The sequence below is a fragment of the Salmonella sp. SSDFZ69 genome, from assembly GCF_004010755.1.
Classification (GTDB): domain Bacteria; phylum Pseudomonadota; class Gammaproteobacteria; order Enterobacterales; family Enterobacteriaceae; genus Salmonella; species Salmonella enterica.
Map to the genome: position 1 here is coordinate 4441275 of NZ_CP034831.1, position 21249 is coordinate 4462523.

Genomic DNA, 21249 nt, shown 5'->3' on the forward strand with positions numbered 1-21249 from the left:
TCAAAAAACTCTCATCCAGATCACGTTTTCTGAATAAATGAATTTTTAGATGATAAATGTTCAGATTTGACGCGTTTTTGTGGCGTTAATCACGGTTATTTCGGAGTGATAACTGAACAATTGTGTTAATGATTTAGAAATGTTCAAAGTAAAGCCAGGTTATGACAATGAGCGATAATACGTTGGTATCTGATTATGGAATGTGCGAAGAAGAGCAGGTGGCGCGTATTGCCTGGTTCTACTATCACGATGGATTGACGCAGAGTGAAATCAGCGAGCGTCTGGGGCTAACCCGGCTGAAGGTTTCTCGTCTGCTGGAGAAAGGGCATCAGTCCGGTATTATTCGCGTACAAATCAACTCCCGCTTTGAAGGGTGTCTTGAGTATGAAAATGCCTTGCGCAACCACTTCGCATTGCAGAATATCCGCGTGCTGCCGGCATTACCCGATGCCGATATTGGTCTGCGCTTAGGAATCGGCGCCGCCCATATGTTGATGGAGTCACTGCGGCCACAGCAATTGCTGGCCGTCGGCTTTGGCGAAGCCACGATGACCACATTAAAACGCCTCAGCGGATTTATCTCGGCGCAACAAATCCGACTGGTCACGTTATCCGGCGGCGTGGGGCCGTATATGACCGGAATAGGCCAGCTTGATGCCGCTTGTAGCGTAAGTATTATGCCCGCGCCGCTGCGCGCATCATCGCAGGAAATTGCCTGCACGCTGCGCAATGAAAATAGCGTGCGGGATGTGATGCTCACAGCGCAAGCTGCCGATGCCGCCATCGTGGGGATTGGGGCAATTAACCAGAAAGATCAAGCCAGTATCTTAAAATCCGGCTATATCACTCAGGGTGAACAACTCATGATTGGCCGCAAAGGCGCAGTAGGCGATATTCTGGGCTATTTTTTTGATGCTCATGGCGAAATTATTCCAGACATCAAAATCCATAACGAATTAATTGGCCTGAAGTTAAATTCACTTTCCACGATCCCAACCGTGATTGGCGTCGCCGGCGGCGAACAAAAAGCAGAAGCTATTATTGCCGCTATGCGCGGTAACTATATCAATGCGCTGGTTACCGATCAGAAAACCGCAGGGAAAATAATTCAACTTATTGAAAAATAAAATAACACTTACCTCAATTCAATAAACAATAACTGACAGGATTTTATGTAACGATGTAAAAATAGCCGAGGATAAAAAAATGGCTCGACTCTGTACCCATACTGAATCAGGACATTACCTGATGGCTCTTGACGCCGGTACCGGTAGCGTCAGAGCAGTAATTTTTGATCTACAAGGAAAGCAAATAGCTGTCGGTCAAGCGGAATGGCAGCATCTGGCCGTGCCGGATGTGCCTGGTTCGATGGAGTTTGATCTTGCCAAAAACTGGCAACTGGCTTGCCAGTGTATCCGTCAGGCACTACAGAAAGCCGCCATTCCTGCAACGGCTATCGCTGCCGTATCGGCCTGCTCGATGCGTGAAGGCATTGTTATTTATGACAGTAACGGCGAACCAATTTGGGCCTGCGCTAATGTTGACGCCCGCGCGGCGCACGAAGTCAGTGAATTAAAAGAGCTGCACGATAACACCTTTGAGGAGGAAGTTTATCGTTGCTCCGGGCAAACGCTGGCGCTCAGCGCTATTCCGCGTCTGCTCTGGCTTGCCCACCATCGTCCGGATATTTATCATCGCGCGTCAACCGTCACTATGATCAGCGACTGGATGGCCTTTATGCTCAGCGGCGAACTGGCGGTCGATCCCTCCAACGCAGGCACGACGGGGTTATTGGATCTGGTGACCCGCAACTGGAAACGTAGCCTGTTACAGATGGCGGGCCTGCGTTCTGACATTCTCTCGCCGGTAAAAGAAACCGGGACGCTGCTCGGTCACATTTCACAGAAAGCGGCTGAACAGTGCGACCTGCAAGCGGGTACGCCGGTCATCGTTGGCGGCGGCGATGTGCAGTTAGGCTGTCTGGGGCTGGGCGTCGTACGCCCGGCGCAAACGGCCGTGCTGGGCGGAACCTTCTGGCAACAGGTCGTCAATCTTCCCGCGCCGGTCACCGACCCAAACATGAACGTTCGCATCAATCCTCATGTGATCCCCGGTATGGTACAAACCGAGTCTATTAGCTTTTTTACTGGGTTAACGATGCGTTGGTTCCGCGACGCCTTTTGCGCCGAGGAAAAACTAATCGCTGAAAGGTTAGGTATTGATGCGTATTCCCTGCTGGAAGATATGGCCAGCCGGGTGCCTCCCGGCGCGTACGGTGTGATGCCCATCTTCTCTGACGTTATGCGTTTTAAACGCTGGTACCATGCCGCGCCGTCGTTTATCAATCTGTCTATCGATCCTGAAAAGTGTAATAAAGCGACCCTATTTCGCGCGCTGGAAGAGAATGCCGCCATTGTTTCCGCCTGCAATTTACAGCAAATTGCCGCGTTTTCCGGCGTACAGGCCGACTCGCTGGTTTTTGCCGGCGGAGGATCTAAAGGCAAATTATGGAGCCAAATCCTTGCCGACGTTACGGGACTCACCGTTCACGTACCTGTCGTCAAAGAAGCTACCGCGCTAGGGTGCGCTATTGCCGCAGGCGTTGGCGTGGGTATCTGGCCATCGCTGGCGGAAACGGGAGAAAAGCTAGTGCGCTGGGATCGGGAGCATAAACCTAATCCTGAAAATTTCGCTGTCTATCAGCAGGCCAGAGAAAAATGGCAGGCCGTTTATCAGGATCAACGCGCGCTGGTCGATGGTGGCTTAACGACATCCCTCTGGAAAGCGCCAGGCCTGTAACAGGAGAATAAGCATGCAAAAAACGAATGAGAAGAATCATGAATACCGCTTTGGCGATAATGGCCCTAAATACTTAATCCGTGGGCCGGGCTGCGATATGGGCGTCGTCATACTACAACCAGGGCAGTCATTCCCTAACCATCGCCATAATACCGCTTGTGAGATTTTTTATACCCTAAGCGGTGAAGTGTGCCTGTATCTGGAAGGAACACCTCATATCCTGCAAACTGGAGATGTTTTACAGTGCGAACCAGGGGAGGCGCATTACCTCATTAATAACGGCGATAAACCCTGGAAAGGCGTGTTTATTAAATCGCCGCATCTGGAAAATGACAGCCACCCCGCAGATCCACCGGCCTGGTAACGCCCGCGCCATCGCCAGATTTTGCCGGATAGCGCCACGAGAGCCTTGTCCGGCCTCCAAACGGCATTCGTTAATGCAATATCAAGCTGTCATTTGATGACCTGTTGGTTCAAGATATCACACTGATGATCCTGAATTTCCTCGGCAGAAGCGCGATTGAAGGTCAGTAAATTACGCTCGGTCGCCAGCAGGACAAAAGAGCCATCGCTTTGGCGTACCACCGCCAGCGCGATACATCACAGCATCCCCGCCCGCGCAGGAACTTTCCCTGGTCCCATCGCCACCACAGCAGCAAAAAATAGCAGTGCGGTCATAAACTCCGGCAGTAGCGAAGTCGCCCACAGAAGGATAGTAATGCCAACCATGATGGAAGGGAGGAACAGAGGATGGGGCAACCAAAGCGACATACCTGTCTCCTGACGATTTTTTCAGCAAGAATACGACGGACAGTCAGGCAGGTAAACGCCAGATATAGTGGGGTTATCGCAAGATTAAGTGGACAGATCAGTGATAATGAATTTCACCAAAGTATTCAGACAGTACGTAATAGCGACAATACTCAAAAGGGTTGTCTTGTCCGGCCTGAAACGTCTGTCTGGCAACGGATAGCAGCGGTTTATTGGCGGCAATTTGCAGTTTTTCACACAGGTCGGCGGAAGGTAAAATCGCCTCAACTTTTTCTATCGCCGAGTCGCTTGTGACGTTTAATAACGAATAGAGCGACGTATGCTCCAGCGCCTGCGGCGTCAGTTCCAGGCCGGGAAAGAAGCTGAGATCGAGATATATTTTCTCATGGTTAAATGGGCGGTTATTCAGGCAACGAATACGCGAAATATAGAGATAGTGATGCTGTGCGGGCAGGCTCAAGCCGTCTGCCTGAGCGTCGCGCGCGCGGCGCGGCGCGATTTCCAGAATACGGTTCTCAATCGCCACGCTGGCGTCCTGGAGATCGCGGGTAATACCGCGAAACGTGTGCCCGTAGCTCACGCCTTCCGGTACCGAGCACACCACCGAACCACTTCCGCGCTGCGACGAAATAATGCCCGCATTGATTAATTCGCTCCAGGCCTGTTTAACCACAATCAGCGAGACGTTGTAGGCTCTGGCAATCTCTTTTTGCGTCGGCAGCTGGCTACCCAAAGGCAAAGACCCGTTCTGGATCTGCTGACAGATGATAAAAAATAGTTGCTTATAAAGCGGAGTAAAGCTCGTTTTATCAACCTGCAAGCTGCGCACCTCACGTCTTCGCCAGCAGGGGACGTTTTACCGTCCCCGGCAGGGTGAAGTCGCTACCCTGCGATTTGCCTGGCCAGTTCTGCCAAATCGAAATGATTCATACGATCCAAAGTCGTTAAATAATCGGCGGGAAAAGCCTCCACGCCATGGAATGCGCCGGAAATCGCCCCGACCATGGTGGCGACAGTATCAGTATCATTGCCGATATTAACGCCGGAGATAATAGCATCTACGGCAGAATTCGGACAACACGCGAACAGGCCAAAGGCCGCCGGCACCGCTTCACTCACGTGCAGCCCGGAGCCAATAATATCAGCAAGTTCCACCACCGCCGTTTCCCAATGGCGATGACGTTTACCGATATCTACGGCCAGCTCAATGCGTCGGGCAACGGAAGGCCCTGCCACCATCATCGCCCCTTGCTCCTGCGCCAGCAGATAGCCCCTTTGCGCACCGTAAATACCAGCGGCAATAATGCTGTCTGCGTTGGTCTGCGCTCTTAACGCCTCGCTGGTTGCCGCCGCCATCGCCGCTGCGCCGGACATCGCCAGCACGTTATTATGCGTAAAACGGCAAATCTGTAGCGCGCAGTCAATCGCCGCGTCAATATCACCCGGATGCAGCACCGCCGCTGGCCAAATCTTCATGGCGGCGCCGTTCGTTGCCTCCGCGTTACCCTTATTAATAATCTGTACCGACTGTTTTTCGCCTTCCAGCTCACCCTGTAAAGAGGCGCGGTTATCATTGAATATTGCCTTCATTGCCGCACGCGTCGTCGGGCCGGTAAAGTTGGCGTAGTACGGGTAATCCAGCCACTGCTGAAAAGCCTCGCGCATCGCCTCGTCGCTGACCTGGCGTTGATGGCGCAGCAGCGCATCCATGATGTACTTCGCCTGAATAAAATCATCCGTGCACATCCCCGCTTCGTTGCAGCGGCCAAACGTGTCCGCTGGCGGTTTTTGAAAGGTCGTCACCCAGCCGCCAAAATAGTCTTTTATTTGCTGCTGGGTGCGTACTTCCGTCGCGGCTCCCATCGCGTCCGCGGCGGCGGCGCCCACCAGGCATCCCAGTATTTTGTTTTGATCAACGTGCATGATGACTCCTTATTTCACGGTCATGGCTTGTGCCAGCGAATGGCTGGAAAGAAAAGTGTTTAGCTGGTCGGGAAACGGTAAAGCGGTCATTGCGCCCTTTGCCGTTACCGCCATGGCGCCGCAGGCATTGGCATTGCTGATAGCCTCCGCCAGCAGGGCATGGTTCCAGCAATTTGCGCGGGAAAGGGTGAACAGCAGGCCGCCGACAAAAGCATCGCCTGCCCCGGTGGTATCGACGACATCGACGCGCGGTGCGGGGAAATGGAACTCCCCCTCGGCGGTAATCAACAGCGCGCCATCGGCCCCCAGCGAAATGATCGTAGTGTCACAGCCCAGATCGCGCAGGTAATAACGCGCATCCTGCCAGTGACTGGCCCCGCTGAGCTGGCACAGCTCATCTGCCGAGACTTTGCAGATAGAAGCCAACGCGGCGGACCGGGCGATCAGTTCAGGGATTTCATCGGTATTGCGCCACATTTTGCTGCGTAAGTTGACGTCAAACAGTACGTAACCACCCTCTTCACGCATTCTTCTCGCTCCCTCAAGGCACGCCTCGCGAGCGGGACTGTCGGTGAGGCCAATTGAGCTGAAGTAAAACCATTCGTACTGCCTGAACGGCGGCAAATCCTGCGGCGAAACGTAGGTATCAGCCCCCGGATGCACCAGATAGGTAAAGCTGCGCTCCCCATCAGCCGCCAGGTTGACGATCAGCACCGCGCTGGTCAGGTCAGCATCCAGCCGCAGCGAAGAGACATCCACGCCGTTATCCTGAAAAACCTGGCGCAGGAAGCGGCCGGCGTCATCGTCACCAAGACAGCCAATAAAACCGCACTCTCCGCCCAGCCTGGCAATACATACCCCCACGTTCGCCGACGCTCCGCCGGGACATTTCAGATAGCTGTTCTGCTTTTCCGGTACCAGGTCAACGGAGGCATCGCCGATAACCCAAACCTTATTCATGGCCTTCATTTGCGCCTCCTTATGCCTGTTTCTGAGCCAGGGCGAGCTGAATATCTCGATAATATTCATTATTAATCAGATACTTTTTCATAAGCAGCCCAACCGCAAGGTGGAACAGAGCCGGAATGAGCGTCATCATCAGCGCAATACCGGTGAGCGAACGCGCGGTCTGTTCAACATCGGCCTGATAGCCAAAGTGGCTCAGCAGGAATCCGAGTATCCCGCCCGCGATCCCCATCCCAAACTTCTGGAAGAAGAGGATGCCGCCAAACGCCAACCCGGAAACGCGCAGACCGGTTTTCTTTTCTCCGTAATCCACCGCTTCGGCGATAGAGGACCAGAACACCGGCATTTGCATATCGCAGAAGAAATTAATGAGAAAATAGAACGCAAACGCCAGGATAAGATTTTCACGCCCGACAGAGAAATACATCAGCGCGCTCAGGATAAAGGTAATAATCTGGGTGTAGCGGAACATCTTAATTTTGTCCCAGAACTTGGTTATCCAGGTGGTGGCGATCATCGCTAAAATAGAGGCAACGACGCCGGTAGTCAGGAAGGGTGAAATCAGGCTATCTCCGCCGTTCAGATAATACTTGGCGTAATAAGCGGCAACGGAACCGCGAATAACATAACCGCACATCAGCAGCAGAATAACAACGCCGAGAATAATCCACTGATCGTTACGTAACAGATATTTAAACTGTTTCCCCACCGATAGTGAGGTAATTTCCGGCTCGCTGCGTTCACGCGTGGTAAGAAAACAGAAGATAAACAGCAAGGCGCCCATCGCCCCCATCAGCCCCATCGAAAACTGGTAACCCAGCGCCTTGTTGCCCTGCCCCAGCCAGACGGCAAGCATCGGTACGACGATAGTCACCAGGAAAGCGGCAATCTTGGTCATCACAAAACGATAACCGTTGGCGCTTAACCGTTCGGCGGGATCGCTGGTAATCACGCCAATCATCGAAATATAGGGAATGGTGATCGCGGTATAGACCAGGGTCATAAGAATATAGGTGCCATAGGCCCACGCCAGCTTGGCCATATAAGCCATGTCAGGCGTAATAAACATCAAATACACGGCGAAACCAAAAGGAATGGCAAACCACAGCAGCCACGGGCGGTAACGTCCCCAGCGCGTGTTCAGTTTATCGGTCAGAACCCCCATGGCCGGATCGATAATGGCATCAATCATCCGCACAACCACAAACAGTACGCCAACATCAGCGGCGCTCAGGCCGTAGATATCGGTATAGAAATAGGCGAGGAGCAGCTGCATGGCGATAATCACAACGTTTATCGCCATATCTCCCGCGCCGAAGCCGATTTTTTCCACGATAGAAAGTTTCATGTTGATATTCCTTTACGCTTAGCAGCGCAAATCTGGTGAACAATTAATGATGTCACTACATGAAATAAAAACGTTTTTATAAATAAGCCGCCTGTCCGACACGCAATGGAGGCTATGAAGAGAGTGTAACCATCCTCAAAAAGATATAAAGGTATACCTTTATATCTTTTGATCGGATTCACATATTTTTATAGACACGATCTTACCCCGGTTTTAAACCGGGATAAGAATCAATAAGATAATGAGCAGGGGGTGTAACGAAAATCAGCGGGAAGACAAAATGGCGCAACTATGGTCCTGAATCTCTTCCGCCGATGCGCGATTAAGCGTCAGCAGGTTACGCTCGGTCGCCAGCAGAACAAAAGAGTCGTCGCTTTGGCGTACCACCGCCAGCGCATAGCGTCCCATATGATCGCGCGCTTCCGGCACCTCTTCCGCCAGCATCATAAACGGACTACGCTGCGCCAGTTCGCTCTCGGTTACCCGGCGCGCCAGGTATTCATGCCCCATCAGGCCACCCGGCAGCGGAAGCCAGCGAGTGCTGATGCGCGTGAGATCGTTATCCAGTTGTTCCCGAACGTCAGGACGGATGCAAGAAATATGGATATGCAAATGGTCCTGTGAACGACCAAGCCGCGAATTAATCGCCAGCGAGACCGCGCTATCCGGAATATCATGCCCGTATTTTTTACTCATATAGCCGCGAGCCTGCCAGGCCAGCCAGAAAAAGTTGGGCGTAGCGGGTTCCAGCAATAGTGGGCTTTCTGTACCGTTGATACGGTAGGTGGGCATCAATAAATATTGCAACGGACCGTGACGATCTTTAAAGACGACATAGCCGGCGCGAGGTTTGACTTCCGCGCACGGCGCTGGGTTTTGATGCTGTAACTGATCGGGCAGGCACTGTTCAAGCACGATTTCCCGTAATGCATCAGGATTGCCGGAAAATTTCCAGTAACCGACGCCCGCCGCGGCGACAATCACTATCACCGCCAGTAAAAAGTAGCCTGTTTTTTTCATGATATGCGTTCCCTGTGACCCATAGACGGGGAAGAGTAACGCAAAATTGTGGCAAAGAAAAAACCCGGTAACATAATACGTTACCGGGTTTATAAACGGTTTAGCGTTTGCTGATTTGGTCGAACGTACCGCCATTAGCGAAGTGATCTTTTTGCGCCTTCGCCCAGCCGCCAAACACCTCGTCAATGGTGAAAAGCTTCAGCTTCGGAAACGCATCGTCGTATTTTTTCGCCACGTCAGCATCGCGCGGACGGTAGAAGTTTTTCGCTGCTATCTCCTGCCCTTCCGGCGAGTAGAGATACTTGAGATACGCTTCCGCTACCGCTTTGGTGTCTTTCTTTTCCACCACTTTGTCGACCACGGAAACGGTCGGCTCTGCGAGAATAGATTCACTCGGGGTCACTATCTCGAATTTATCTTTACCCAGTTCATTCGTCGCCAGTAGCGCTTCGTTTTCCCAGGCAATCAGCACATCACCGATACCGCGTTCAACGAAAGTATTGGTCGAGCCGCGCGCGCCGGAGTCCAGCACTTCAACGTTTTTAAACAGGGCTTTGACAAAGTCCTGCGCTTTGGCCTGATCGTTATTGTTGTGGTGCAGGGCGTAGCCCCATGCCGCCAGATAGTTCCAGCGTGCGCCGCCAGAGCTTTTCGGGTTTGGCGTAATCACCGACACACCGGGTTTAATCAGATCGTTCCAGTCATGAATTTGTTTTGGATTGCCTTTGCGGACCAGGAAAACGATGGTGGAGGTGTAAGGTGCTGAGTTATCCGGCAGACGCTTAATCCAGTTTTTATCGATACGACCACGTTCCGCAATAGCGTCCACATCGTAAGCCAGCGCCAGCGTCACGACATCGGCTTCAATACCGTTAATAACGGAAGTCGCCTGTTTACCCGAACCGCCGTGCGATTGGCGGATCACGACGTTGTCGCCGGTTTCCTGCTTCCAGTGCGCGCTAAACGCTTTGTTGTACTGCTCGTACAGCTCACGCGTTGGATCGTACGATACGTTAAGTAACTGAATATCCTTTGCCAGAATGCTGGTTGACGCCAGCAATAATGTGAACCCCACGCCCCACTTTTTCATCGCCCGACTCGCTTATGTTGTGTTGTGATGAGCAAAGCGTGCCAGAAAGCGATCCAAACATTAAAGAATAAAAAAAGATTGGCTATAACTTCGAGGAATAAATCTGAGGGATTGCCGGATGGCGGCTAGCGCCTAATCCGGCCTACACGTGTCTGCAACCTGTAGGCCTGATAAGCGTAGCGCCATCAGGCGCGCAAAAACAATCAGTACAGTTTTTTCGCGCACTCCATCCAGTCGCTTTTGAACGGACGCTTCATGTTTTCAATCGCATCGATGATGTCATGATGAACAAGCTGCTCGTTCTGGATACCGACACAACGACCGCCATGGCCTTCCAGCAGCAGGTCAATAGCATACGCGCCCATACGGGAAGCCAGAATGCGATCGTAAGGTACCGGGGAACCACCGCGCTGAATGTGGCCGAGCACCGTCGCACGCGTTTCACGGCCCGTTTCTTTTTCAATAAAGTGCGCCAGTTCGTCAACATCGCACATATGTTCGGTGATAGCGACGATAGCGTGTTTTTTCCCTTTCGCGATCCCGGCTTTGATTTCCGCCACCAGATCCTCGCGATTAAATTCAACTTCCGGCACCACGATAAACTCACAGCCGCCAGCAATAGCCGCCGCCAACGTCAGATCGCCGCAATAACGGCCCATCACCTCAACGATAGAGATACGCTGGTGAGAAGAGGAGGTGTCACGCAGACGGTCAATCGCTTCCACTACAGTGCCGAGAGCAGTGAAATAGCCGATAGTGTAGTCGGTGCCTTTGATGTCGTTATCGATAGTGCCTGGCAGACCGATGCACGGGAAGCCCATTTCAGTCAGACGTTTTGCACCCATATAAGAACCGTCGCCGCCAATAACTACCAGCGCATCGATACCGCGTTTTTTCAGGTTTTCGATCGCGACAGCGCGAATATTTTCGTCACGGAATTCCGGGAAACGGGCAGAACCGAGGAAAGTACCGCCACGGTTGATCATGTCAGATACGCTGTAACGGTCAAGCTGAACCATACGATCTTCATACAGGCCCAGATAGCCGTCATAAATACCCATGACTTCCAGCCCTTCCGTCAACGCTGCGCGCACAACACCGCGGATTGCCGCGTTCATGCCCGGCGCATCACCGCCGCTTGTCAACACACCGATTTTCTTAATCATGACTACCTCTGAACTTTGGAATGCAAAATGAAATCTATTGCCGGAAGCCGATTTCGCACTTCGAAACGATCCAACGAATATACAGATAGTATAACAATCCCTTCCTGCTGAATTGATTCAGGTCAGGCCAAATGGCGGTAATTTATACACAAAATGCTGGCCTGGCTCACTTTTTAACAATCAATTATACAAGCTCGAACTTCCTGCCTTCCCTGGGGACGACTGAACAGGGATCCTGATGAATAATGACATCTGAACCCGGAAAACGCCGCAAAATCGCCTGCTCTACCTGGTCAGCCACAAAATGCGCCTGAACGAGCGGCAGATTATCTTCCATTTCCAAATGAATCTGAATAAAGCGAGTCGGCCCTGACTGCCGCGTGCGGAGATCGTGCGCGCCGCTGACTCCCGGCCATGACGTCACGATATCAATAATTTCCTGTCGTTCCGCATCGGGCAGCGCGCGATCCAATAATGACTGCACCGCCTCATACCCCATACGTAACGCGCTATACAAAATATAGATGCCGATACCTAACGCAAACAGGGCATCCGCACGATGCCAACCGTACCAGGATAACCCCAGCGCGATAAGAATCGCTCCGTTCATCATAACATCAGACTGATAATGAAGCATATCCGCCCGTACCGCCTGACTTTGGGTCTTGCGTACCACCCAGCGCTGAAACGTGACCAGTATAATAGTGCATATCAGAGCGATGACGGTAACGCCAATCCCCACGCCGGGGTCGTTCATTGGCGTCGGCTTAATCAGATTCTGGATACTGGTCAAAAACAGAAACAACGCCGAACCGGAAATAAACATACTTTGCGCCAGCGCCGCCAGCGACTCCGCTTTACCGTGCCCAAACGTGTGTTCATCATCTGCGGGTTGCAGCGAATAACGCACGACCAACAAATTCGTCAATGACGCGGCAATATCCACCAGCGAGTCCACCAACGCCGCCAGAATACCCACCGATCCCGTATACCACCACGCAAAAATTTTGATCAAAAGTAACGCTGATGCCATCGCCGTTGCCGCGATAGCCGCCCGGCTAACCAGCCGTCCATAGGTTTGATTCATAAATACTCCCGCTATCTTCTGCCGGTAGTATAACGGATGGTTTAAAACAGTAAGCTAATAACAGAATGACAAACTGGAGATAAAAAAAACCCCCACATCATGTGGGGGAAGACAGGGATGGTGTCTATGGCAAGGAAAACAGGGTTGTTACTGGGAACGTGAGTTGCTACTACTCAATAATTTCAACGATGAACTTTTTTGCCATTGCGCCACGTCGCGCAGTTGCTCCATTCGTTGCTGATGCTTTTCATTCAAAACCGCTTGCTGCTCCGGCGTTAACAGGCGATACATCTGGTTACGCACGCGGGCCATTTCGACCTGGCGGGCGACCTGCTCTTGCGCCATTTTTTCTGCCTGAGCGCGCACAGCGCTTTCATCAAATTTTTCTGCGGTGACAAGCCGATGCATTGTCTCCATTTCGCTAACATTAACAGGAGGCTGTTCGTGCCTTGCCTGTTGCATAAGATCTCGCATCTGCTGACGCTGATGTTCGGTTAAACTTATGCCGTCAAACATATGATTTTGCGCGCTACGCTGCGTGGCCCCGTCACCGGGGTGCCAGTTATCGCTTGTAACAACTTCAGCTGCGTGGCTTAAAAAACTGAATGCCAGCGTTGAGGCCATAACAGCAGCGGTAACTTTGCGCATCGCTTGCTCCCAAAATCTTTTCTGTCGCGATTCAACGAGAGACAGTTTACGATTCGGGCTGCAAACATGCGTCAGGGGGTGTAAAACAACGTAAAGTCATGGATTAGCGACGCCTGATGACGTAATTTCTGCCTCGGAGGTACGTAAACAATGAATAAAATCCTGTTAGTTGATGATGACCGAGAGCTGACTTCCCTGTTAAAAGAGCTCCTCGAAATGGAAGGTTTTAATGTCCTGGTGGCCCACGACGGCGAGCAGGCGCTTGAGCTTTTGGATGACAGCATCGATTTACTTTTGCTTGACGTCATGATGCCGAAGAAAAACGGTATCGATACGTTGAAAGCGCTTCGCCAGACACACCAGACGCCTGTCATTATGCTGACCGCGCGCGGCAGCGAGCTGGATCGCGTTCTCGGCCTTGAGCTGGGCGCGGACGACTATTTACCCAAACCATTTAACGACCGCGAGCTGGTAGCGCGCATCAGGGCTATTTTGCGCCGTTCCCACTGGAGCGAACAGCAGCAGAGCAGCGACAACGGCTCGCCGACGCTGGAAGTTGATGCGCTAAGCCTTAATCCGGGTCGCCAGGAAGCCAGTTTCGATGGCCAAACGCTGGAGCTGACCGGTACGGAATTCACCCTGCTCTATTTGCTGGCGCAACACCTCGGCCAGGTAGTTTCCCGTGAACATTTAAGCCAGGAAGTGCTGGGTAAGCGCCTGACGCCGTTCGATCGCGCCATTGATATGCATATTTCTAACCTGCGCCGCAAACTGCCGGAACGCAAAGACGGTCACCCGTGGTTTAAAACATTGCGTGGTCGCGGCTATCTGATGGTTTCCGCTTCATGATAGGAAGTTTAACCGCGCGCATCTTCGCCATCTTCTGGTTGACGCTGGCGCTGGTGCTAATGCTGGTACTGATGTTGCCCAAGCTCGATTCACGCCAGATGACCGAGCTGCTGGACAGCGAACAGCGCCAGGGATTGATGATAGAGCAACATGTAGAAGCTGAACTTGCGAACGATCCGCCCAACGACCTGATGTGGTGGCGTCGCCTGTTCCGCGCGATCGATAAGTGGGCGCCGCCTGGACAGCGGTTATTACTGGTGACCTCTGAAGGACGCGTGATCGGCGCTGAACGCAGCGAAATGCAGATCATTCGTAACTTCATTGGTCAGGCGGATAACGCCGATCATCCGCAGAAGAAAAAATATGGCCGCGTAGAGATGGTGGGGCCGTTCTCCGTTCGCGACGGAGAGGATAATTACCAGCTTTACCTGATTCGACCGGCCAGCAGTTCGCAATCCGATTTTATTAATCTGCTGTTTGACCGCCCGCTTCTGTTGCTCATTGTCACGATGCTGGTCAGTTCGCCGCTCTTGCTATGGCTGGCATGGAGTCTGGCGAAACCGGCGCGTAAGTTGAAAAACGCGGCTGATGAAGTGGCGCAAGGCAACCTGCGTCAGCATCCGGAGCTGGAGGCGGGTCCGCAGGAGTTCCTCGCCGCTGGCGCCAGTTTTAACCAGATGGTGACGGCGCTGGAACGGATGATGACCTCGCAGCAGCGTTTGCTGTCAGACATCTCCCATGAGCTGCGAACGCCCCTTACGCGCCTGCAACTGGGTACCGCGCTGCTGCGTCGTCGTGGCGGCGAAAGCAAAGAGCTGGAGCGTATTGAAACCGAAGCGCAGCGTCTGGACAGCATGATCAATGACCTGCTGGTGATGTCGCGTAACCAACAGAAAAATGCGCTGGTCAGCGAAACGATGAAAGCCAATCAGCTATGGGGCGAAGTGCTGGATAACGCCGCCTTTGAAGCCGAACAGATGGGCAAGTCGTTAACGGTAAATTATCCGCCGGGGCCGTGGCCGCTCTATGGCAACCCAAACGCGCTGGAAAGCGCGCTGGAAAATATTGTTCGTAATGCGCTGCGCTATTCACATACGAAGATTGAAGTCGGCTTCTCGGTGGATAAAGACGGTATTACGATCACGGTCGATGACGACGGGCCGGGCGTCAGCCCTGAAGACCGTGAGCAGATCTTCCGTCCGTTCTATCGCACTGATGAGGCGCGCGACCGCGAGTCTGGCGGCACCGGGCTGGGGCTGGCGATTGTCGAAAGCGCCATGCAGCAGCACCGCGGCTGGGTTAAGGCTGACGATAGCCCGCTGGGTGGGTTGCGGCTCACGCTGTGGCTACCGCTGTACAAGCGAACCTAAAAACCATCGGCCTGCGAATGCAGGCCGATTTTTTATCTCGCCGTCAAGATTTACCGGGAGATTTCCGGCGCTAAAATCCACTCAGCGCTGTCGTTCCACACGTCCATCCGGGTAATTTTGCCATCGCGCACTTCGAAACGATCGATAAAGCGATTACCGGCAAACGGGCGACCGTCGGGCCATTCCCCATACAGCGTACCGTTGGAATAAATCACAACGTAATCATCATGCTGCACCGCATCAAACTCGCCCAGCGCCTTCTTCACCCACTTGTAGCGAGCGCCGTTAAACTGCGCGATATCTGCCGCGCCCGCCATCGCCCGGCCTCCGGTGAAGGTAATTTTCACCTCCGGGTGCATATACGTTGCGGCACGTTCAGCATCGGGAATCATCGAGGCCACCAAAAATTCTTTTACGATCGCCACCGCATTTTCAGCTTCAGTCATAATCCTTCCTTTCATTTTGGCGGAGTTTTATCCCCCCACAGTCGTCTGGCGCTATCTTCAATTTTGCCGCTCAAACGACGCTTCTGCATGGTGCGGCTCCAGCTCGCCGACAGCCCGGCGGCGCTCAACAGCCGGTGATATTGTTCGTCATCAAACGGCATAGACCAGGCGATAACACCCGCTTCATGAACCGAGACATCGCTCAGACGCGACGCCAGTTCCAGCGGCGCATCGCTGGAGACCTTACCTGGCGCAATGACCCGATACAGCCAGCCGGTTTTTCCGCTGTTCTGCATAAGGAGGGCCATGTCGCTGATGGCAAAGTGGAAATTAAGTTTAAAGCATGGAGAGCGCGGCTGAGTGACCTGGATCAACGCCTCGCCCCAGCGGTAGATGTCGCCAATAAACACGTTGTGTTCGGTCATTCCGTCCGTCGACAGATTCTCGCCGAACGCCGGAGCGCAAAACAGCGTCGCCTGCTCGGGGAACTGGCGAATCCAATCAGCATAGTGTTCGCGGGGGTAATGGCATAGCGCGCGGTCGGGGCCGCCGTGGATTTTCTTTTCGGCCTGCTGATCGCCTGCCAGACCCAGCTCGGTCAGCATGAGTTCGCCGTCGATTTGCACCTTGGCGATAGCGCTCGGGCGGCTGCCGTCATAGTCACGAATTTTGCCAATAAACACGTCAACCGGATAATGCATCTGCTGCTCCTTACGCGGATACAAAAAAAGCGAGTCATCAGACTCGCTTCTACAGACGTGCAATGCAAATTATTTTTTAGCGGCGAAACGCGCTGCTGCTTCGTCCCAGTTCACCACGTTCCAGAACTCTTTGATGTAGTCCGGGCGGCGGTTCTGGAATTTCAGATAGTAAGCGTGTTCCCACACGTCCAGACCCAGGATCGGGAAGCCGGAAGCGCCGGAAATGGCTTCACCCATCAGCGGGGAATCCTGGTTTGCGGTAGAAACCACAGCCAGTTTGTCGCCTTTCAGCACCAGCCACGCCCAGCCGGAGCCGAAACGGGTTGCTGCTGCTTTTTCGAATTCAGCTTTGAAGTTGTCAACGGAACCGAAGTCACGCTCGATAGCCGCTTTCAGATCGCCCTGCAGAGTGGTGCCTTTTTTCAGCCCTTTCCAGAACAGGCTGTGGTTAGCGTGGCCGCCGGCGTTGTTACGCAGCACGGTTTTTTTGTCCGCTGGCACCTGGTCCAGTTTAGTAATCAGTTCTTCAACCGGCAGGTCAGCAAACTCAGGCAGGTTTTCCAGCGCCGCGTTAGCGTTGTTGACATAGGTTTGATGGTGTTTGGTGTGGTGAATCTCCATCGTCTGCTTATCGAAGTGCGGTTCCAGTGCATCATAAGCGTACGGCAGGGATGGCAGTGTATAACTCATAATCATCTCCATTATTGTCGAGCGGCACAGTGTTAACGCCGCGTAAGCAGTTGGTTCATTATAGTTAATTAAATGATATTGAAAATGATTATCAATGCCGTACTTTTTCCAGGGTTATAAACGTTACGGCATCCGCTGAAAACAACCGATTTTTACGCCTCCAACCGAAACCGCCTGTTGATGAATTCCTGGAAATCATGAAATGTGAAACAGGGTTTCAAAATCTTTCTTTTGGTGCCAATTTTTGTCAGCGGTGGCAAAATCAAGAAGGTTATAATTTCACCATGCAATTACATTCCCGGTAAATTATTACAATTGCGAGGGAATTATGAAGCAACCTGGTTTTATACGTCTGGCTACGTTGGCCTTACTCTCCACACTCTCTTTCTTCTCCCACGGCGAAACCATTTTGCGCCTGGCCTACGCTGAAAATAGCCAGCCGGTAAAAGATGCGTTGCACTTCCTGGGGCAGCAAGTTGAAGAGAAAACGGGCGGCGATATCAAAGTACAGTACTTCCCGGACGGACAGCTTGGCGGCGAGCGCGAACTGGTGGAGTTGACGCAGGTCGGCGTCGTCGACATCACTAAAGTGTCGTCCGGGCTGATGGAGAGTTTTTCGCCTGAGTACGGCGTGTTCTCACTTCCCTACCTGTTTGCCACCGTCGATGAATACTACCGCGTAATGGATAACCCACAGGTGATGGAGCCTGTTTATCAGTCCACCGCCGCACAGGGGTTTGTCGGCGTAGGCTGGTATGATTCCGGCGCGCGTAATTTTTATATGAGCAAAGCGCCGGTTAAACGCATTGAGGATTTACGCGGGAAGAAGATCCGCGTCATGCAGAGTGAGACGGCGATCCAAACCCTCAAACTGCTGGGCGCTTCGCCCATCGCCATGAGCCAGGCGGAGGTCTATACCTCGTTACAACAAGGCATTCTCGACGGCGCGGAAAACAATGAGTTCGCTCTCACCATCGCCCGCCACGGCGAAGTCGCCCGTTATTACACCTACGATATGCACACCCGCATTCCCGATATCCTGCTAATGAGTACCCTCACGCTGGAAAAGCTGACGCCGGAACAGCAGCGCATCGTCGAAGCCGCCATCAAGGCGTCGATCGAATTTGAGAAAGCCGCATGGGACAAGGAAATAGAGAAAACCAGGCTGGCGGCGGTAAAAGATTTCAACGTTGAATTCTACGAGATCGACAAAAAGCCCTTCCAGGAGGCGGTACAGCCTATTTACGACGGTCTGAAAAACAAACCGCGGCTTTACGGGCTGTATCAACGTATCCAGACAGCAAAAAATTAATCTAATCAGGAAATTAAGATGAACACATTCAGAAAAGGACTTGATTTATTGCTGGGCGCTATCTGTTGCCTGGTGCTGGCGATAATGGTTGGCATCGCCTGCTGGCAGGTGGTGAGCCGCTACATTCTGGGCGTTCCCAGCACCCTTACCGAAGAGATGCTGCGATTTCTCCTGGTGTGGGTATCAATGCTGGGCATGGCTTTTGTCGCCGGTCAGAAACAGCATATCAGCCTGACTCTCTTACTGGATAAGGTGTCGCCGACGATTCGCGGCTGGTGGGATATTATTCTGCAGGTCATTTTTATCGCGTTTTCCATTTGGGTATTGATTATCGGCGGCTTAAAGATTTCTGCGATTTCTATGCTGCAAATCTCCCCTGCGCTGGGCATTCCGATGGGGAAAATTTATTACGCGCTCCCCTGCGCAGGCGTACTGATCATCCTCTATGGGCTGCTGAATATCGTTGACGCCCTGAAAGCTATCCATTCCGCCACGGATACCACTGAGCACACTCTGGAGAAATCACATGATTGACCCTATTTTTGCGTCCTGTACGCTAATTGCCGTCTTTGTTGTTTTACTGGCCATGGGCGCGCCTATTGGGATCTGCATCGTTATCGCCTCTTTCAGCACCATGATGCTGGTACTGCCTTTCGATATTTCGATGTTCGCCACCGCGCAAAAAATGTTCTCCAGCCTGGACAGTTTTGCCTTGCTGGCCGTGCCGTTCTTCGTTTTGTCCGGGGTGATCATGAATAGCGGGGGAATTGCCGCCCGGCTGGTCAATTTTGCCAAACTGTTTACTGGCAAACTGCCCGGCTCGCTCTCTTATACCAACATCGTCGGCAATATGATGTTCGGTGCAATTTCCGGATCGGCGATTGCCGCCTCAACCTCCATCGGCGGCGTGATGGTGCCGATGAGCGCGCGCGAAGGTTACGATCGCGGCTTTGCGGCCGCGGTGAATATCGCCTCCGCGCCGACGGGAATGTTAATTCCGCCCACCACGGCTTTTATCCTTTATGCGCTGGCAAGCGGGGGAACATCGATTGCCGCTCTGTTCGCCGGCGGTCTGGTCGCGGGAGTGCTGTGGGGCGTTGGCTGTATGCTGGTCACGCTGGTGGTCGCTAAGCGTCGAAATTATCGGGTTTTCTTCACCGTCCAAAAAGGCATGGCGCTAAAAGTTGCCGTTGAGGCCATTCCCAGCCTGCTGCTGATCGTGATTATCGTCGGCGGCATTGTGCAGGGGATTTTCACCGCCATTGAAGCCTCCGCGATTGCCGTGGTGTATACATTATTGTTGACGATGGTGTTTTACCGCACGCTGAAAATTAAGGATTTGCCTTCGATTTTGCTCCAGACAGTGGTAATGACCGGGGTCATCATGTTCCTGCTGGCAACCTCTTCGGCGATGTCCTTCTCGATGTCGATCACCAATATTCCTGCGGCGCTGAGCGATATGATCCTCGGTATTTCCGCCAATAAACTGGTTATCCTGTTAGTCATTACCGTCTTTTTGTTGATTATCGGCGCATTTATGGATATCGGTCCGGCCATTCTGATTTTTACCCCGATTCTGCTGCCGATCATGGCTAAACTGGGCGTCGATCCGGTGCATTTTGGCATTATCATGATCTATAACCTGGCGATTGGCACCATTACGCCGCCAGTTGGCAGTGGTTTATATGTCGGGGCGAGCGTCGGTAAGGTCAAAGTTGAGGAAGTGATTAAACCGTTGCTGCCTTTTTACGGCGCGATTATCGGCGTTCTGTTATTAATTACCTACATTCCGGAAATCACACTGTTCTTACCCCGTCTACTGGGCATCATGTAAGCGCATAGTTTCCTGCACATCTCGTTGCCGGATGGCGATTCGCGTCTTATCCGGCCAACGCACGATAATAATTATCCGCAGGTCATCACCAGGTAAAAAAAACCGGCTACCTATAAAGTAGCCGGAAAAGGGAATAAATAATAAACAGGGATAATGATTAGAATGTGTAGCCTATACCCACGCGGAAACGGGTTTGTCTTTCATCGCTGTTGCTATTGACGGAAACATTACCTACCTCAACGAATGGCGACCATTGATCAATAATATAGGCAGTTCTGAAGTTATATTCATAGTTATCTTTGCCGCCATCGTAAAGATCATATTTATCGGCTTTCTTATAAATTCCTTCGATTGTCCAGTCAAAGTTGTTCCATTTATAACCCGCCCAGACATCCATACGATTGATGGTATCATCATCACGGATATCAGAAGAACGGCGTACATATTCAAAACGATAGCGCGCACCAACCCACCAGCTTTCATTTAATGTCCACGTCGCGCGGAAGTAAGGCTTATAGGTAGAGTAACCGTTGCCTGTTTCCAGCACGAAACCCGGTTGCCAGGCGACATCACCGGTTTTAAATTGGTAGCTTATCGTATATTCGTTGCCCTGTGTTTCCAGGTCATTAAACGCTTTATTGGTGTCATCCCCGCCTGATTTTGAGATAGCTTCTATCGCAAAACCAACACCATTCGCAAACCGATGAGAAATATACGCACGGTCATAGTTAGCTTTACTGTCATCAAGATATTCATGACGAACATCGACATATACTGCATGCGCATTTGTTACAACAAGAGGTAATAGTAAGAAAAGAGATTTTCTCATAACAGAATCCATTTAATTTAAAATTAAAACGTTGTTTCATGTCAGACCATTACAACCATAATACGCAATGTGAATGGCGACAATATAGACAAAGACCTTTAATTTAAAATTGGGATAATGTTCAAAAAGCAAAATAAAATAAATGAAATTCATATTCGTCATATAAAATAAAAATCAAAGCACCATCAACAATGCCAATATAGGGATTTCCTTATATTTATATTTCATTGATTCCTAACGTTAATTTCAATATATTTAAATTGTAAATACAAATAAAACAACTAAATAATTACTGTATAACTACCCTTTTATCAAACGGTAAGTCAGACTATTCCCATTATGTGATCTCACGCAGCGTTTTCTTTGCATTGTTGCCAGCTAAGTCGTTTCGTGTCGTTAT

At 51.8% G+C, this 21249-nt stretch carries 21 protein-coding genes and 2 pseudogenes; 8 read left to right on the forward strand and 15 right to left on the reverse strand.

Annotated elements, in window-relative coordinates; genetic code table 11:
- The first annotated feature begins 167 nt into the window (after positions 1–167).
- From lsrR to EOS98_RS21955, 3 genes are all read left to right on the forward strand, one after another.
- Positions 168–1127 (forward strand): transcriptional regulator LsrR, encoded by a 960-nt coding sequence (gene lsrR, locus EOS98_RS21945; RefSeq protein ID WP_001283049.1) that lies wholly within the window; start codon positions 168–170, stop codon positions 1125–1127.
- Positions 1128–1206: 79 nt separating this feature from the next.
- Positions 1207–2799, forward strand: coding sequence for an autoinducer-2 kinase (gene lsrK, locus EOS98_RS21950; RefSeq protein WP_000113084.1), 1593 nt, complete (start codon positions 1207–1209; stop codon positions 2797–2799).
- Between the two features lie 13 nt (positions 2800–2812).
- A complete protein-coding gene (locus tag EOS98_RS21955) occupies positions 2813–3163 on the forward strand; it encodes a cupin domain-containing protein (RefSeq protein WP_001173080.1) in 351 nt (116 codons plus the stop codon).
- 89 nt (positions 3164–3252) lie between these two features.
- Here EOS98_RS21955 and EOS98_RS21960 read toward each other — a convergent pair.
- From EOS98_RS21960 to cpxP, 11 genes and pseudogenes are all read right to left on the reverse strand, one after another.
- Positions 3253–3393, reverse strand: a pseudogene (locus tag EOS98_RS21960) (CDP-diacylglycerol diphosphatase); the annotation flags it as partial.
- A gap of 51 nt (positions 3394–3444) precedes the next feature.
- Positions 3445–3570: pseudogene (locus tag EOS98_RS21965) on the reverse strand (hypothetical protein); the annotation flags it as partial.
- A gap of 97 nt (positions 3571–3667) precedes the next feature.
- Positions 3668–4390: a GntR family transcriptional regulator gene (locus EOS98_RS21970; protein WP_001533426.1), complete on the reverse strand. Its 723-nt coding sequence runs from the start codon at positions 4388–4390 to the stop codon at positions 3668–3670.
- A 62-nt stretch (positions 4391–4452) separates the two neighbouring features.
- Positions 4453–5493, reverse strand: coding sequence for an ADP-ribosylglycohydrolase family protein (locus tag EOS98_RS21975; protein ID WP_000557882.1), 1041 nt, complete (start codon positions 5491–5493; stop codon positions 4453–4455).
- Between the two features lie 9 nt (positions 5494–5502).
- Positions 5503–6462, reverse strand: coding sequence for an aminoimidazole riboside kinase (locus EOS98_RS21980; protein WP_126524389.1), 960 nt, complete (start codon positions 6460–6462; stop codon positions 5503–5505).
- 10 nt (positions 6463–6472) lie between these two features.
- Positions 6473–7807, reverse strand: a complete 1335-nt coding sequence (locus EOS98_RS21985; RefSeq protein ID WP_126524390.1) for an MFS transporter — start codon at positions 7805–7807, stop codon at positions 6473–6475.
- Positions 7808–8071: 264 nt separating this feature from the next.
- Positions 8072–8827, reverse strand: coding sequence for a CDP-diacylglycerol diphosphatase (locus EOS98_RS21990; RefSeq protein WP_000750762.1), 756 nt, complete (start codon positions 8825–8827; stop codon positions 8072–8074).
- A 100-nt stretch (positions 8828–8927) separates the two neighbouring features.
- Complete coding sequence (locus tag EOS98_RS21995; RefSeq protein WP_000758711.1) at positions 8928–9917, reverse strand: sulfate ABC transporter substrate-binding protein; 990 nt, start codon at positions 9915–9917, stop codon at positions 8928–8930.
- A 203-nt stretch (positions 9918–10120) separates the two neighbouring features.
- Positions 10121–11083 (reverse strand): 6-phosphofructokinase, encoded by a 963-nt coding sequence (gene pfkA, locus EOS98_RS22000; RefSeq protein ID WP_000591793.1) that lies wholly within the window; start codon positions 11081–11083, stop codon positions 10121–10123.
- Between the two features lie 184 nt (positions 11084–11267).
- Positions 11268–12170, reverse strand: a complete 903-nt coding sequence (gene fieF, locus EOS98_RS22005; RefSeq protein WP_127821206.1) for a CDF family cation-efflux transporter FieF — start codon at positions 12168–12170, stop codon at positions 11268–11270.
- 147 nt (positions 12171–12317) lie between these two features.
- Positions 12318–12818 (reverse strand): cell-envelope stress modulator CpxP, encoded by a 501-nt coding sequence (gene cpxP, locus EOS98_RS22010; protein ID WP_001233463.1) that lies wholly within the window; start codon positions 12816–12818, stop codon positions 12318–12320.
- A 150-nt stretch (positions 12819–12968) separates the two neighbouring features.
- Here cpxP and cpxR point away from each other — a divergent pair, with 150 nt between their 5' ends.
- Entirely contained in the window at positions 12969–13667 is a 699-nt protein-coding gene (gene cpxR, locus EOS98_RS22015; RefSeq protein WP_001033731.1) for an envelope stress response regulator transcription factor CpxR, read from the forward strand.
- On the forward strand, positions 13664–15037 hold the full coding sequence (gene cpxA, locus EOS98_RS22020) for an envelope stress sensor histidine kinase CpxA (protein ID WP_000580402.1): 1374 nt from the start codon (positions 13664–13666) through the stop codon (positions 15035–15037). The genes cpxR and cpxA overlap by 4 nt, the downstream gene beginning before the upstream one ends.
- 50 nt (positions 15038–15087) lie before the next feature.
- Here cpxA and EOS98_RS22025 read toward each other — a convergent pair whose 3' ends face one another.
- The 3 genes from EOS98_RS22025 to sodA form a co-directional block, all read right to left on the reverse strand.
- A complete protein-coding gene (locus EOS98_RS22025; protein ID WP_021294276.1) occupies positions 15088–15483 on the reverse strand; it encodes a nuclear transport factor 2 family protein in 396 nt (131 codons plus the stop codon).
- An 11-nt stretch (positions 15484–15494) separates the two neighbouring features.
- Positions 15495–16184, reverse strand: a complete 690-nt coding sequence (gene yiiM, locus EOS98_RS22030) for a 6-hydroxyaminopurine reductase (protein WP_000559225.1) — start codon at positions 16182–16184, stop codon at positions 15495–15497.
- A 69-nt stretch (positions 16185–16253) separates the two neighbouring features.
- Positions 16254–16874, reverse strand: a complete 621-nt coding sequence (gene sodA, locus EOS98_RS22035; RefSeq protein WP_000122632.1) for a superoxide dismutase [Mn] — start codon at positions 16872–16874, stop codon at positions 16254–16256.
- A 328-nt stretch (positions 16875–17202) separates the two neighbouring features.
- Between sodA and EOS98_RS22040 the strand changes: the two genes are divergently transcribed.
- From EOS98_RS22040 to EOS98_RS22050, 3 genes are read left to right on the forward strand one after another with little or no spacing between them, the layout of a single operon-like run.
- A complete protein-coding gene (locus EOS98_RS22040; protein ID WP_001749225.1) occupies positions 17203–18186 on the forward strand; it encodes a TRAP transporter substrate-binding protein in 984 nt (327 codons plus the stop codon).
- Between the two features lie 18 nt (positions 18187–18204).
- Positions 18205–18720: a TRAP transporter small permease gene (locus EOS98_RS22045; RefSeq protein ID WP_001091413.1), complete on the forward strand. Its 516-nt coding sequence runs from the start codon at positions 18205–18207 to the stop codon at positions 18718–18720.
- On the forward strand, positions 18713–20020 hold the full coding sequence (locus EOS98_RS22050) for a TRAP transporter large permease (RefSeq protein ID WP_000566800.1): 1308 nt from the start codon (positions 18713–18715) through the stop codon (positions 20018–20020). Before EOS98_RS22045 ends, EOS98_RS22050 begins: the two co-directional genes overlap by 8 nt.
- A 157-nt stretch (positions 20021–20177) precedes the next feature.
- Here the strand turns inward: EOS98_RS22050 and EOS98_RS22055 are convergent, their stop codons facing one another.
- Entirely contained in the window at positions 20178–20861 is a 684-nt protein-coding gene (locus EOS98_RS22055; RefSeq protein ID WP_000378721.1) for an oligogalacturonate-specific porin KdgM family protein, read from the reverse strand.
- Positions 20862–21249 lie beyond the last annotated feature (388 nt).

What these genes read in the sequence shown, in the direction of transcription:
- EOS98_RS22040 (WP_001749225.1), top strand. Translation starts at nt 17,203, where the DNA reads ATGAAGCAACCTGGTTTTATACGTCTGGCTACGTTGGCCTTACTCTCC.
- EOS98_RS21985 (WP_126524390.1), bottom strand. Translation starts at nt 7,807, where the DNA reads ATGAAACTTTCTATCGTGGAAAAAATCGGCTTCGGCGCGGGAGATATG.
- EOS98_RS21995 (WP_000758711.1), bottom strand. Translation starts at nt 9,917, where the DNA reads ATGAAAAAGTGGGGCGTGGGGTTCACATTATTGCTGGCGTCAACCAGC.
- lsrK (WP_000113084.1), top strand. Translation starts at nt 1,207, where the DNA reads ATGGCTCGACTCTGTACCCATACTGAATCAGGACATTACCTGATGGCT.
- EOS98_RS22055 (WP_000378721.1), bottom strand. Translation starts at nt 20,861, where the DNA reads ATGGATTCTGTTATGAGAAAATCTCTTTTCTTACTATTACCTCTTGTT.
- sodA (WP_000122632.1), bottom strand. Translation starts at nt 16,874, where the DNA reads ATGAGTTATACACTGCCATCCCTGCCGTACGCTTATGATGCACTGGAA.
- cpxP (WP_001233463.1), bottom strand. Translation starts at nt 12,818, where the DNA reads ATGCGCAAAGTTACCGCTGCTGTTATGGCCTCAACGCTGGCATTCAGT.
- EOS98_RS21975 (WP_000557882.1), bottom strand. Translation starts at nt 5,493, where the DNA reads ATGCACGTTGATCAAAACAAAATACTGGGATGCCTGGTGGGCGCCGCC.
- yiiM (WP_000559225.1), bottom strand. Translation starts at nt 16,184, where the DNA reads ATGCATTATCCGGTTGACGTGTTTATTGGCAAAATTCGTGACTATGAC.
- EOS98_RS22025 (WP_021294276.1), bottom strand. Translation starts at nt 15,483, where the DNA reads ATGACTGAAGCTGAAAATGCGGTGGCGATCGTAAAAGAATTTTTGGTG.
- EOS98_RS21980 (WP_126524389.1), bottom strand. Translation starts at nt 6,462, where the DNA reads ATGAAGGCCATGAATAAGGTTTGGGTTATCGGCGATGCCTCCGTTGAC.
- lsrR (WP_001283049.1), top strand. Translation starts at nt 168, where the DNA reads ATGAGCGATAATACGTTGGTATCTGATTATGGAATGTGCGAAGAAGAG.
- cpxA (WP_000580402.1), top strand. Translation starts at nt 13,664, where the DNA reads ATGATAGGAAGTTTAACCGCGCGCATCTTCGCCATCTTCTGGTTGACG.
- EOS98_RS22050 (WP_000566800.1), top strand. Translation starts at nt 18,713, where the DNA reads ATGATTGACCCTATTTTTGCGTCCTGTACGCTAATTGCCGTCTTTGTT.
- EOS98_RS21990 (WP_000750762.1), bottom strand. Translation starts at nt 8,827, where the DNA reads ATGAAAAAAACAGGCTACTTTTTACTGGCGGTGATAGTGATTGTCGCC.
- EOS98_RS21955 (WP_001173080.1), top strand. Translation starts at nt 2,813, where the DNA reads ATGCAAAAAACGAATGAGAAGAATCATGAATACCGCTTTGGCGATAAT.
- EOS98_RS22045 (WP_001091413.1), top strand. Translation starts at nt 18,205, where the DNA reads ATGAACACATTCAGAAAAGGACTTGATTTATTGCTGGGCGCTATCTGT.
- pfkA (WP_000591793.1), bottom strand. Translation starts at nt 11,083, where the DNA reads ATGATTAAGAAAATCGGTGTGTTGACAAGCGGCGGTGATGCGCCGGGC.
- fieF (WP_127821206.1), bottom strand. Translation starts at nt 12,170, where the DNA reads ATGAATCAAACCTATGGACGGCTGGTTAGCCGGGCGGCTATCGCGGCA.
- cpxR (WP_001033731.1), top strand. Translation starts at nt 12,969, where the DNA reads ATGAATAAAATCCTGTTAGTTGATGATGACCGAGAGCTGACTTCCCTG.